General features: G+C 61.7%; 7 protein-coding genes, 1 tRNA gene and 1 pseudogene. 5 read left to right on the top strand and 4 right to left on the bottom strand.

The genetic code is table 11. The features are described 5' to 3' along the window. Together IVA80_RS04945 and IVA80_RS04940 are read right to left on the bottom strand one after the other, a co-directional pair. Nucleotides 1–869: Hpt domain-containing protein (locus IVA80_RS04945; protein WP_247426105.1), on the bottom strand; the 869-nt coding region annotated here is incomplete at its 3' end. A 196-nt stretch (nucleotides 870–1,065) separates the two neighbouring features. Further along, entirely contained in the window at nucleotides 1,066–1,719 is a 654-nt protein-coding gene (locus IVA80_RS04940; RefSeq protein WP_247426103.1) for a histidine phosphotransferase family protein, read from the bottom strand. A gap of 172 nt (nucleotides 1,720–1,891) precedes the next feature. On the opposite strand from IVA80_RS04940, the gene IVA80_RS04935 reads away from it, so the two are divergent. Beyond that, complete coding sequence (locus tag IVA80_RS04935; protein WP_247426101.1) at nucleotides 1,892–2,722, top strand: 3'(2'),5'-bisphosphate nucleotidase CysQ; 831 nt, start codon at nucleotides 1,892–1,894, stop codon at nucleotides 2,720–2,722. On the opposite strand, the gene IVA80_RS04930 is transcribed toward IVA80_RS04935, so the two are convergent. Continuing rightward, nucleotides 2,716–3,201, bottom strand: a complete 486-nt coding sequence (locus IVA80_RS04930) for a YHS domain-containing (seleno)protein (RefSeq protein ID WP_247426100.1) — start codon at nucleotides 3,199–3,201, stop codon at nucleotides 2,716–2,718. The two genes, IVA80_RS04935 and IVA80_RS04930, sit on opposite strands and share 7 nt — an antisense overlap. A 234-nt stretch (nucleotides 3,202–3,435) precedes the next feature. On the opposite strand from IVA80_RS04930, the gene IVA80_RS04925 reads away from it, so the two are divergent. The 4 genes and pseudogenes from IVA80_RS04925 to IVA80_RS04910 all read left to right on the top strand — a co-directional run bounded on the left by IVA80_RS04925 (nucleotide 3,436) and on the right by IVA80_RS04910 (nucleotide 7,127). After that, nucleotides 3,436–4,038 (top strand): DUF1134 domain-containing protein, encoded by a 603-nt coding sequence (locus IVA80_RS04925; protein ID WP_247426098.1) that lies wholly within the window; start codon nucleotides 3,436–3,438, stop codon nucleotides 4,036–4,038. Between the two features lie 196 nt (nucleotides 4,039–4,234). Beyond that, nucleotides 4,235–5,533 carry a hypothetical protein gene (locus IVA80_RS04920; RefSeq protein WP_247426096.1) on the top strand — a complete coding sequence of 433 codons (1,299 nt, stop codon included), beginning with the start codon at nucleotides 4,235–4,237 and terminating at the stop codon, nucleotides 5,531–5,533. A gap of 157 nt (nucleotides 5,534–5,690) precedes the next feature. Then, a tRNA-Val gene (locus tag IVA80_RS04915) sits at nucleotides 5,691–5,765 on the top strand. A 591-nt stretch (nucleotides 5,766–6,356) separates the two neighbouring features. Continuing rightward, nucleotides 6,357–7,127, top strand: a pseudogene (locus IVA80_RS04910) (outer membrane beta-barrel protein). A gap of 1,335 nt (nucleotides 7,128–8,462) precedes the next feature. On the opposite strand, the gene IVA80_RS04905 reads toward IVA80_RS04910, so the two are convergent. Continuing rightward, a complete protein-coding gene (locus tag IVA80_RS04905) occupies nucleotides 8,463–10,865 on the bottom strand; it encodes a hypothetical protein (protein WP_346347966.1) in 2,403 nt (800 codons plus the stop codon). Nucleotides 10,866–13,036: the final 2,171 nt, after the last annotated feature.

The raw sequence follows: 13,036 nt of genomic DNA, 5'->3' as shown, positions 1-13,036 counted from the left end.
TCGTTGCGGGTCAAGACCAGCTCGGAGACCATGGTCATCAGATGCTCCAGCGTATCCACGTTGACGCGGATCGACTGGTTGGCGATGCGGTCGCCTTCGCTGGCGACCTCGTCCGCCATCGACTTCTTCGGCGCGACCTTGGCCTTGGCGGGTTTTGCCTCTTTGGCGGGCTCCTTGGCGACGGGCGCAGGAGCTTCCACGGCCGGTGCAGGCTCGGCCTTGACAACAGGGGCCGGGGCTTCGATCGCGGTCTCGCGAAAGGCGCGCTCGAGCTCGTCGAGCGACACTTCGCCCGGACGCAGCGGGCGCTCCAGGGTCTGGTCGATCAGCGCGCCGGGCGCGGCCTCGACGGCAGCCGGGGCTTCCGGCGCCAGCGGCGGAGACTCGGCAACGGGAGCAGCAGCGCCGGACGCGATCGGCTGCGCCGACGCTGACGCGATCGGCTGCGCCGACGCTGACGCGATCGGCTGCGCCGACGCTGACATAACCGCCATGCCCTGCTCGACCATCGCCTCCAGCTTGTCGATCAGGTCGCGGTCGGTGCCTTCGGGCTCGGCTTCGGTCGCCTCGAGCCCGGCCAGGATTTCCTTGATGCGGTCGATCGAGGACAGGATCACCGTCACCGCCTGTCCCGTCACCGGCATGCCGTCGCGGAACTTGCTCATCAGCGTCTCGCCGGCATGCGCCAGCGCTTCCAGACGCGGCAGTCCGAGGAAGCCGCACGTGCCCTTGATGGTGTGGACCAGGCGGAAGATGTTATCCAGGATCTTGGCGTTGTTCGGCTCCTGCTCGAACTTCACCAGCTGATTGTCGACGGTGTCCAGACTCTCGCTGGTCTCCGTCAAAAACTCCCGCAACAGATCATCCATAAAACAGGCCTTCATACAGGGAGGGCGCGCACGAGGTGTGATGCGCCATGTCAGAATGGGGCCAGCTTCACCGCAAAGCGTTTAATATTGGTTGAGTAAGTGGAAAAGAACGGAACCAACAAAGAGATAAGGCGCTCCGGACAAGCCGAAGCGCCTCGTAAAGATTCGATTAACGTTCCGGGAGTGAGGCGCGCGTTTACGAAGCGGAAATGATGATGGCTTCGCCTTCGGGCTTGAGCGTCACGGTGAGTCCGCAGGCCTGCGCCAGCAGCCGTGTATAATACGGCTGGATCGCGTGCGCATCCGCGGCCGGGCCGCGCTCGCCGCTCAGGAGCTCGGAGATGTTCTGCGGCAGCCGTGCATTATGTCCGGTCGCGGTGATACGAAAGCTCATGGTCTCGCCCTCGCCGATCGGATCGATCGTCAGCATGCCGCCGCGCGGGATCGTGTGCTGGGAAACAATCAGCATATTGAGCAGCAACTTGACGCGATTCTTCGGCAGCAAGAGCCGCGGCAGATTCCACGTGATCTTGCACTTGCCGTCCTCGATGTGGCCGCGCGCCATGGTCTGGGCATCGCCGAGATCGATCTGCGCGCCGGACGAGCCGGCCGCGCCGAAGGCCAGGCGACAGAACTGGAGGCGGGCGGAGGCGGTTTTCGCGCTCTTGCGGATCAAATCGAGCGCGAACTCGCGATCCTCGGGCTTGGGATCGTCGTCGAGCACTTCGAGCCCATTGACGATGGCGCCGACAGGGCTGATGAGATCGTGGCAGACCCGCGAGCACAGGAGCGCTGCGAGTTCGAGCGCATCTGGAGCGGTAGCGGTACCGGGTGACGAAGCGTCAGACATAAAGGGTTCCTGGAATTGCACGGCGCGGACGCGGCGAATCACGCATGCTTGACGAGTGCCGCGGGTTCTAGCATTCGCAAGCCCTTGGCAGCTAGCTTGCGATCGGATGGAAGCGGCCATAAAGCCGCGGGCGAATCAGTCGCGTAGGGATGGAATTGCCGATGAATGAGGCATGCAGGTGAAGCGGATCATCGACGGCGCCGCCGCATCCGGCCTGATGGAGCCGCTCACCGCGCTGGTGGTGAAGGCGGGCGAGGCGATCCTCAGCGTCAACCGCGCGGTGATGCGGGTCGACGGCAAGCAGGACGGCTCTCCGGTCACCGAGGCCGACCTCGCTGCCGACCGCATCATCGCAGACGGTCTGGCGCAGCTTGCCGGCGACGTGCCGACGCTGTCGGAAGAGCGGACCCAGCTCGCCTCGCCGCCATTTCGCGACAGCTTCTTTCTGATCGATCCGCTCGACGGCACCAAGGAGTTCGTTGCCGGCCGCGACGAGTTCACCGTCAACCTCGCGCTCGTGACCTCAGGCGTGCCGCTGCTCGGCATCGTCAGCGCGCCCGCGCTCGGTCTGCTCTGGCGCGGCATCGTCGGCCGCGGCGCCGAGCGCGTCAGGTTTGACGGCGCGACCATCGGTGCCGCCGAGCCGATCCGCACCCGCAAGCTGCCGACACAGGGCGAGCCCTGGATCGCGGCCGTGAGCCGCTCGCATGGCGATCCCAGGAGCGAAGCGTTCATCGACGGCCGGCCCAATGCCATCAGGAAGACTGTCGGCTCGGCGGTGAAATTCGGCCGGATCGCGGAGGGCAGCGCCGACATTTATCCCCGCTTCGGACCGACCTCGGAGTGGGATGTCGGGGCCGGCTGTGCGGTCGTGACCGCCGCCGGCGGCAAGGTCACCGACGGCAAGGGTGACGAGCTCAGATTCGGCCAGCGCAGCGACACCGGCTTCATCATCCCGGACTTCATCGCCTGGGGCGATCCGCAGGCGGTGGGCTGCTATTGACCGAGCTGTTCCTGGAGCGCCGGCCAGCGCTTGCGCACCTCATGGAGGAAGCGCTCCGGGTTGGCGGCGAAGGCATCGCGATTGGCCTCCCGGCTGAACAAATAGAGCCGCTGCGCCGAAATCACGTAGAAGCGGGGATTGGCGGCGACGGCCACGCCCCGGGCAATGTCGGCCGGATCGTACCCGCCGAACTGCGGTCCATAGATCTCAGGATGGGCCAGAAAGGACGCCCGGTTGCCCTCGTTGCGGAAACGCCAGACCGTGCCCCAGAGATTCGCCTCGAACTCGGCCGTCCCCTGCTTGGCCGCGCCATCGACGAAATAGGCGACGGGGTCGAAACCCTCGATCGCCACGCCGCTGAAGCGGTTGACGACGACCCGCTCGGTGGTGGCAGCCTCAGCCGGCTCCCCCGCGCAGGCGATCCAAATGCCCGCCAGCAGGCAGACGAAGAAGCCGATCAAGGCAATTCCGGGGCGCAAAGGGCTATCTTCCTGCCGTTGTGCCGTCATTGTCTGAATTGATACCAGCGCTGATCTTCCTTGGCCGATGGCAGGAAGCCACCTGAAAGGCCGGTTTCGATCCCGACAATGCCGTTGTGCCGTCATAGTTGCTGCGGATAACATCCGAGTCGAGGGGACATCCGGCGCAATCTAGAGCCGCGCCTGTTGGCGTCAGGTTAAGGAAGCGACGGAATTCGATACCAGGGGTTCTTTATGACTTTCGCATCACGCCTTGCTGCGGTCGCGCTTGCCGCGCTGGTCGGCTGGATCGTCCCGGCCTCCGCCCAGCAGCCGCCGCCCAATCTGCCGCCGCCGCAGCGGACCCAGACGCCGAGCACCTATGGGCCGGACGAGCTCGTGACCGCCGGCCACCGCTTCTTCGGCAACGTCTCGCGCGGGCTCGCCTCGATCATCGAGAAGGCCGTCAGCCAGTGGGGCCTGCCCAACGGCTATATCCTGGGCGAGGAAGGATCCGGCGCTTTCGTCGCCGGCCTGCGCTACGGCGAAGGCACGCTCTACACCAAGAATGCCGGCGACCTACGCGTCTATTGGCAGGGCCCCTCGCTCGGCTTCGACTGGGGCGGCGACGGCGCGCGCACCATGACGCTGGTCTATAACCTGCCCGCCACCAACGCGATCTACCAGCGCTTCGCCGGCCTCGATGGCTCGGCCTATATCATCGGCGGCTTCGGCATGACGGCGCTCACCGCCAACAACATCGTGCTGGTGCCGATCCGCTCGGGGCTCGGCCTGCGGCTGGGAGCCAATATCGGCTATTTGAAATTCACCCCGCGCGCGACCTGGAACCCGTTCTAAAGCGCAAGCGCTTTGGGTTGTTGTTTGAGCATGATTTTTTCGGAAAACCGCTGCGCACTTTTCCGGATCATGCTTTAGGGCTCCCTCCTCCGGTCCAGTTCCGGATTCACGTTAACAACAGGCCGGGGCTGGCTTTTTGCCGGCCCGCCATGCATTGTCGTTGGTAAATTTTCCTTAGCTTTTGGAGTTCCGGCCCATGGTCGAACCGATCATATATCTGGCGATCGGTTTCCTGCTCTCGATGCTGTGCGGGCTCGCCATCGTGCCGCTGGTGCATAACCGCGCGGTGCGCCTGACCACGCGCCGGCTCGAGGCCGCCACGCCGCTGTCCATGGCGGAGATCCAGGCCGACAAGGACCAGCTTCGCGCCGAATTCGCCATGTCGGCGCGGCGGCTCGAAATGAGCGTCGACCAGCTCAAGAACAAGACCACGAGCCAGCTCGCCGAACTCGGCAAGAAGAGCGACGCCATCAACCGCATGAAGATCGAGCTCGGCGAGAAGAACGCCACCATCTTCGCGCTGGAAGCACGCGAGAAGGCGATGAAGGAGCAGCTCCGCGCCACTGAAGAGGAGTTCAGCGCCAAGACCGAAGCCCTGCGCGCTGCCGAGAATGCGTTGACCGACAAACGGGGCGAGCTCGCAAAAATCAATTCCGAACTGTCCGACCGCTCGATGATGGCGGAGAGCCGTCAGGTCGAGCTGATCGCCGTGCGTGCGCAGATCGAGGAGCTGAAGAACCGTGTCGGCGACGCCGAGAAGGAGTTTGCCGCGACGCAGGCGCGACTGGCGCAGGAGCGTACCGACTCCGAGACCGCCTCGCGTGAGCTATCGGACGCGCGCGGCCGCGTCGAGAGTCTGAGCCAGCGCGTCACCGAGCTCGATCGTCAGCTCATCGTGCAGGTGAAAGAAGCCGAGATGCTGTCGGGCCGCGTCACCGACCTCGAAGGGCGCCTCGCCACCCAGGGCAAGCTGCTCGCCGAGCGTGACTATGAGAACAACCAGCTCCGCCAGGCCAATGAGAGCAATGAGCGCACCGTCAAGGAGCTGCGCGTCGAGATCGCAGCGCTGAGCGGCGGCAAATCATCGGTCGCGGCCGAAGCGCTGCGCGCGGAAAAGACCGCGCTGGAGGAGCAGCTCCGCACCGCACGCGACGAGCGCGCAAAACTCCAGCGCGACATCAACGCGATCCAGCAGCAGGCGGAAAGCTCCTGGGCGACCGAGCGCATGGAGAACGCGCTGCTGCGCGAACGCATCAACGACATCGCCGCCGAGGTGGCCAAGCTCGCGATGCAGCTCGAAGGCCCGAACTCGCCGATCGAGGCCCTGCTTGCGGCCGAAGCCGGCCAGCCGCCGAGACCGGCGCCCCGCCCGGCCAACGACGCCGCGACCAATGGCGCGGCCGCGGGCCCCCTGCCCGCAGGCGGCGGAACGCTCGCCGAGCGCATCCGCGCGCTCCAGGCCCACGCCTCCCGCGCCCGCCAGCAGGGCGCCTGAGCGGGCGGAACGCGGTCTCGCCGCCGAATTGCGCGACCTGCAAAAGGATTTCCGGCGTCAAGGCGCCTCGAAACTTGACACCTGTGGCCTGCACTTCTAAATCGCGGGCTCCAGCGCACCGGCCGGCCGAAAGTCCGGCCGCCTGCATGATGGTCCCGGGCGCATAGCTCAGCGGGAGAGCGTTCCCTTCACACGGGAGAGGTCCAAGGTTCGATCCCTTGTGCGCCCACCATTTACCCCGTGGAATCAGCGACTTAGCGACGCGGCTCTCCAAGTATGTGCCCCAAAAAAGCTGGGGCACAACAGGGGCACCGAGCAATGATGGTGCGAGGTCTCGGAGGGCTCGGCTGCTCATCGTGCGACCGTCCGATGTTCTCGCCACCCAATCGGTGTAGGCGGCCTCGTTTGTCTCGATGCGCTCTTGTCTGCGACGTTCCTGCACTGTTTCTCTCTGCCTAAAGTCCTTCTCAGCCGGTGAGCGATCACTCTGCCGAGCAGCAGGACTTCGGCTGCGCGCCTAAAGAAAATCCCGCCAGCCACATAGGGCTGACCGGTTCTCGTTTGCCAGTGCGTATCCGCGGTACTCGTCACCATCCGCGATGGCACATCGTGCAGCCATAACGGTTGACGTAGGCCCCCGATGTGCACGCCACCGGGATTTTAGTTACGCAACTATCTTATAACTATGAAGAATTCCACTCGTCTTTGACCGCGAGTGTTGCAGCCGGCTACAGCAACGTAGAGGCGAACGACGTACTCTTAATCGGGCACGGAGCCAAACGCATCCGATTCATTGAACTCGTATTTCTGGGGAGACACTCGCATGAAAAGGCTTTTAGCGGCTGTGGCCGGAACAATAACTCTGGGGCTGGTCGCTCCCGCCAGTGCGGCGGATCTGGCCGCGCGGCCATATACGAAGGCGCCTCCGATGGTTGCTGCTGTTTACGACTGGAGCGGCTTTTACATCGGCATCAACGGCGGCGGCGGTTCAAGCCGCAAGTGCTGGGATTTTGTGGATGCAGCCGGCATTTTCGGTGTCCAGGCGCTCTGGTGGGCGAGGGTTGCCACACTGCTGTCGGGGGCACGATCGTTGGTCAGATTGGCTATCGCTGGCAGACGGCAAATTGGGTGTTCGGTTTCGAAGGCCAAGGCAACTGGGCTGACTTCAGAGGCGACAACACGAGCTTGGCGTTTGGCACTGATCGCAATCGCTCTCGCATCGACTCTTTTGGTCTGATTACCGGGCAGGTCGGTTACGCATGGAGCAATGTTTTGTTCTACGTCAAGGGCGGCGCCGCGGTCGTCGGCGACAAGTATCAAGTATGATGTGTTCGATATTTCGACCGGCGCGCTCTTGTCGTCGGCGCGTGAAACCCGTTGGGGTGGCACCGTTGGCGCGGGCCTCGAGTATGGCTTTGCTCCGAACTGGTCGGTTGGCGTCGAGTACAACCACATCTTCCTGGGCGATCGCACGATCGAGTTCACCTCGCCGGCTGGAGCCTTCGCAGGTAGCGACCGCAGCCGCCAAGACGTTGACATCGGCCTCGTCCGCCTGAACTACAAGTTCGGCGGTCCGATGATCGCGAGGTACTGAGCAGCTTCATAAAAAGAACAGGGGCCGGCTCTTAGAGCCGGCCATCTTCTTTGGGAGGCTCGAATGACAAAGACCTTCAGGCCAGTCATCCCTTCGCAGCTCACCGTTGAGCTCAACGAGGCATTCGCTTCGGGTGAACCTCACACAATTTGCAGAGCGATCGGGCGGGCGCTCAGACATTTCAACATTTCAGAACTCTCAATAAAAACTGGACTGCAGCGTACAAGCATCTATCGCGCGTTCGGCGACCAAAGCTTCCGAATTTTTCAACAGTTCTCAGTGTGCTCACCGCCATGGGCTTGCAGATCAAACTAGTTCCAAGCACTGGCGGCAAGTGAGCGTCGAGGACATGATCAGGGCTCTCCAAAAGAAGCTCAATCTCGACTAGCGCGAGCCCGTTTCGGGAGAGCCGGTCCACGCTAGCGGGCCTGTGTGCTAGCAACTTGGCGTGCCGCGCGGATCGTGCGGAACGTCGCGGCACTGGCCGCAGGAGCCGTCATAAGGTAGCACCTGCGGCCTACATATCCGCGGGGGCTCGAACGCCGCCGCACCTGATGGAAGCCCGTTGTTCTCGTTTTGCGGAATGTTCTCATGCTGCCTCGGGTACTGGCCTGTTTCCGAGCGCGGTGGCCTAGTTTGAAAATCACAGTGGCCTGATTTGAGGAACCGGCCCGGAACTTTCGCGTTTGAATTGCCGGGTTACGTCATGGAGAAAGGCCATGGGAGCGCGCCGCCGATTTAGCCAGTCTTCGTCCTTGGAACAACGACTTGCCGAAGAAGCGAAGAGCCTGCGCGAGCAAGCCAAGAAGCTCCCGCATGGACCGCAGCGGGAAGCCTTACTGCGTAGAGCCCGACAAAACGATGTTGGCGCTCACATGACCTAATGGCTTATGTCGCCCGGCTTGCAGCCGCCGGAGTAAAGCGTAAGATTCAGGTGATTTGCGAAACCAAATGGGGGGGAGCGTGACGGCGCCAGACCTCGTTTTCATAATCACCATCGTTGGATTGAGCGCTCTATCCACGGTCCTCGCGTATATGCTGGTGCTGAGCCTCTAAGGCGCCCGTAAATCTCCGAATGCACAGAGAGTAAGGCCGCCTCAGTTGGCGGGCCTCTTCTGCGGGTGCAGGTTCACGCTGGCGGGCCTATCACGTCGTACTCAAAGGCGACGCCCTCGGGGTCGTTCTCATCGAGCCATCGAATTTCAGTCGGACCGGTTGTCGATCTGTTCGAGGAGCCCGCGCCGGCTTCGAGTTCATCGAGGATTTCCTCTCGGTGATAACGGTCTGCTTGATGGTGTCACCACAGCGACGCTCTGGCGTGAGACACTCAGGTAACTACATCCTGAGGCGCGCGAACTGCATCGACGCATGCTCCGCCTCGCGAAGGGAGTCGCATGGGACGATGCTCAACAACGACTTACAGACCGCAGGCGTGAGCTTGCCGCGGTGGATCACGACGTTCTCGTGCCCCGTGGCGGCTCGAGCGCTCTGCCATTGCCGATTGTAGCCGCGCTGTTCATTGGACTTCACGTGGCAAGCGGCGAAGTCGGCGCCGCCCAGCGTGGCCAACTGCCAGGCATGTACCGGCAGCTTGGTATGGATGTGCACCCACATCGGATTTGGCATCCTACCACTGCGCAGCGCCTTGGGCTGCAGCTTGATCTCGAACAGCGTCGCTGGCTCGCTCTTCAAGGCGCGGGGTGGATACACAGACGCAAGTTCTTCGGCCGCCTGCAACTGTTCAAGGTACTTCTGCGACGGAAACGCGTATGTCTTCATGCAATCGATCGTGATCGCCGCCTTTCGTGCGTTCAATGAGTTTGCCTGTCCCTGAACCTGGGATAACATCGCCTTAAGCTGGACTATTTTTCCGTGCACTTCAGGCAATTGCGCATGCGTGAGTAGGCCATGGCGGAGGGGCTCCTCCAGCGCGGCTACACAGGCCTTAATCTCGACTTCTTGCGTCTCCAGGCGCTTAAGGACGAGATCCACGACGTGGTCGGCGTCCTCAGGCTTCATCTGGCGCGCTTGCGAGACGGCGCTTTGCTGAGCCGGCAGATCGAACTGCAGCAGCTCGTCCAATCGCTTGAGTAGTCCCGTCAGTGCGTTCCTGGAGGGCGGAGCCTGCCACATCGCCAGGTGCCCGGTCGCCGATGATGACGCCCTCGCGCGTGCCTCCTCCGCACTCGCGAGTTTCTTCGTACCCAGATCCGAGAGTACGATAACCTTGGCAGTAGAGGCTGTGGCAGCGTCGGGCCTAGCGAGCTGCGGCTCGCGCAGCCCGGCCGTTGAACTCCCCTCGCCTGCGGCCGGTGCGCGCTTGCCTTTCCCCTTCCTGCGCGCCGCGTGGTTCTCAGCCGCTAAGTCGGTCTTTTCCGATATCGCAGTCTGGGCAGGCGGCTCCACTTGCCTCTTTGGCTGCACTGCCAAAAGTCGCGTGACTTGGTGCGCGGTGACCCATGCACCTTCCACGATCTGGTCCAACTGTTCCAATGGAAGGTCGGCATCCGTTCTAGCATCCCTTAGCCTGGCAACGATACGTTCAACCTCTGAGGCAAATTCCGAATGCCGTTCCATGACTCCTTCCAGAACGGTGCAGTGCTCTGCGTCGAGTGGCTCTCCGTCCTTGTTCAGAACGGCTTTGTACGTCGAGAGGAATGCCGGAAAAGCATCCTGAATATAGGTCCCGAGCAGACGCACCCGCCCGTTCTCATCCATGAGGGCGTCCCTCACGGCTGGTTCAAACGTGCTCGCCTGAGACTCAATCAGAAGCTTCGCGAGCTTAATCCGCGATTCCAGATACAAGCACCCATCATAAAGTGCCGAGCCGGTGTGCAGGCGTAGTGCGGCTTCGTTGGCCTTCCGCATCTCGGGCGTCGTGCTTGGCAAGTTGGCAGTGGCCTCGCAGGCGGACTGCATCCGTTCCGAGCGCAACAGCTTCTTTCCCCACCACTCGATTACAGGCACATGGTCCTTCACCATACTGGAAGCCACTCGGCTCAGCTGGTCGGGGGTAGCGTTGGATTCGAAAATCCGCTGGAACAGGCGTGCCGATTGCTGTCTGCGCTCTTCCAAGGCGAGGATAATCGCCGAGCCCACAGTCTTGCCTTGATTCCCCGCATGGAGCACGGCATAGCAGTATTGACGGGCCTCAGCGTCGGACAGAATGCTCCGCGCCACGGCCGGGCGCACGCTCGCGTAGTACTCCAGAACTGCCGAGCCTGCTTTGACGAATCGATCGATCAGCTCTAGCGTCTCCTCCAGCCCGGCATCCTCGCCCGGCTGAGCGCAAGCGCCAAGTTCCTCACGCAGGCGGTCCATGTGTCGCCTTGTTGCGTTGATTTCTTCCTCTGACGAGGAAATGGGGACTGCCACACCGGAAGTTGGCGGCTGGCTGGCGACCGGCGCCGTGTCTCCACCCTCCGACACTGAAGGAAAGCCGCGCCGCCGCGCAGTGACTGCACGTGGCGCAGCGGCTGCACGTGCCGCAGCGCCTAGGATTCGATCTGGGCCAACGGAGGGACCGGAAGACCTGTCGCCAAGGGCATCGTCGGCACCGCGCGCCGTGCTAGCGGAGGGCGTCCCTCTATCTTGGGGCCCAGAGCGCATCCGCTCCACGACGGAATCGAACGATTGACTGCCTTCCCCAGGGGCTAGACTCGAGTGCGAGCGTGAACTGCTCGATCCGGCTCCAGCATCTCCAGTGCGCGATCTTCCAGATCGGCCAATGCCCGTCATATTCCATCTCCAATCAAGTCGAGAATGCGCAGCCTGTCTGGATAGACAGGCTGGCTGACGAGTAGCTGACGAAGGGCGTTTTTCCGGTTGCACAGGAAACCCACATCGCCGTGGATCGTGGTCGAGTAGCTCGGCCATTTGCTTTGCCCTCACAGATCCGGGCAGACGGCTTTGGCGAGTAGGCCGGCGGAATCTCACCGCCGGCCTCTCAAGGATCCCAGCGTGAGACTCTCGCGTCACTAGGCTCCCATCAGGCGAACGAGCCGCGTATGCCGATCTTCCATTGCGCGAACAACCCGGGACGTTCGCGAGATAGTCGTTCGAGAACGCGGCCGGTCTTGGCCTTGCGACCCCATAAAGCGTTTGAACTTCCGCACCATCCAAGCCTCGATTGTCTGATTGACGTATCGAAGGATTGACCCAGAGGCGCCGGCCTGAATCGACCGTAATACACAATCCCCCCGCAGGAGAGGATTGAGCTGCCGAGCGATGTCAGCCATTGACACATGGGTCCGTTTTCGGAGGTTCAAATCCCGGATTGCCGCCCGCATAAACTTCAGCGCCGAAGCGCTGAGCCGAGGCAGAAAACTGCAAAACACCGAGGCGTTTTGTAAGTTCTTTGCCCGTCGCGGCCCGAAGCAGTAGCCGAGGAAGTCAAACTTGACGTTCGAAACCGGGCATATGTCACGCGCGAGGAGCACGATCCGGCGCGAGCGCTTCCTTCAAGTTCACTTCTGAACCGGCCCCTGCAATAGCGAAATACCGGTCCGCCCCAGCCCGCTCTCATCATTCCGAATCGTCTTGTCCCCCAGGCAATCTTCGAACAGCGCGCTCCAGGTAATACGAGGGATCATCGTCACACGAATCCGTCTCGCAGCTCTCTTGACTATCGCTATCCTCGACTTCGGAAAGATACTTTGTAGGCCTGACTACTCGGTGCCACTGGTCGTTCTCGTTCTTCGTCCACACTTTGGGATGCTGTTGAGGATCAAGCACCCAGTTATTGCGACCCACGTGAACAAAATCCATTTCCGCTAGACGGGGTTCCATACCTCCTACGCCAGGACGTGATAAGACCAACGGATGATCGCCGTCCACTCGCAGTTCATGCTCCAGCAGGATATCGCCCGCGTTCTCGGCGAGCGGATAAGTAACGCGTAGATCTACCACGGACGTGATATCGTTACGCCGGAACTGTTGGCGAAAATGGTCTCCCCCTGATCCTGACCGAGCCTCCGGCTCCTAAAAGCCCTATAGTTTCGCCACCCAACCTGATATCTGAAAAATCGCGCGTGCTTACCCGGATCATCGTAAGTACTGGAATAGCCTCCACCCACCGACAGTTGCAGCCCGCTCGCCTTTCTCCGAACAAAATCCGAGTACTCCTGCGGGTTACTGGCGATGTGCATGATTTCACTGGACAAGAATCTCTTCACTTTGCGCATGAAAGATTCTCAGTCGACGATCTTGATAATGGGCGGATTGGAACGCAGGAGTATGGCGTCGCGCCCGCCGACGACGACCCACCTCGCTCCAGGCCGGCAACCGCTTCCGCAAAACGGAGCCACCGATTCTGCCATACATCAGATCGCTCCCGATCGGCAAAATGCACGCGATTGAGCTCGTGCCGCGACAAGCTTTGCCGAGGAGGATATACAACCTAGCTGACCACAACCTGACCAAAGCATCTATCCGCACTCCGATGCGACTGCCAAGCACTCTGCGGAAGACTTATTGGCCGTCAAGCTCTCTAGGATCGGGGCGCTTCGGCTCAGACGGAACAACTTGCTGACGCGCGGTCATGCACCATGCGAATTCCGGAGCAAGTCGCCCACCGATTCCGAGATGATGCACCATTCTGATCAGACGTAGAATGTCGATCACAACAACATTTTTTCCCACGTCCGGATGACAGAACCGACATTGCTGGGCGAGTGACCATCACCTGGGTTTTGCTAGTCCAGAAGAGTCGGCGCCCAATGTGAGCCTTGCAGGAAGACGCCGCCATGCAAATCACCAAAATTATCGCTCGCCCCACCAGAGCTGCCAGCGACAGATTGCGTTCGGTCATCAGAGCATCAGGTGCGACTAGGAGACTGAGACACAGACCTCAGACGTGTTGTCACTATCCAGGATGCGAATGCAATCCATCCAAAGAATTGATTTCACAC

Source organism: Bradyrhizobium sp. 139 (assembly GCF_023074175.1).
In the GTDB taxonomy this organism is placed as follows: Bacteria; Pseudomonadota; Alphaproteobacteria; order Rhizobiales; family Xanthobacteraceae; genus Bradyrhizobium.
This window is presented reverse-complemented; position numbering and strand designations above follow the sequence as displayed.

Coding starts and splice junctions, on each gene's coding strand:
- IVA80_RS04940 (WP_247426103.1), bottom strand. CDS start 1,719: ATGTCTGACGCTTCGTCACCCGGTACCGCTACCGCTCCAGATGCGCTC.
- IVA80_RS04935 (WP_247426101.1), top strand. CDS start 1,892: ATGCAGGTGAAGCGGATCATCGACGGCGCCGCCGCATCCGGCCTGATG.
- IVA80_RS04925 (WP_247426098.1), top strand. CDS start 3,436: ATGACTTTCGCATCACGCCTTGCTGCGGTCGCGCTTGCCGCGCTGGTC.
- IVA80_RS04920 (WP_247426096.1), top strand. CDS start 4,235: ATGGTCGAACCGATCATATATCTGGCGATCGGTTTCCTGCTCTCGATG.
- IVA80_RS04905 (WP_346347966.1), bottom strand. CDS start 10,865: ATGACGGGCATTGGCCGATCTGGAAGATCGCGCACTGGAGATGCTGGA.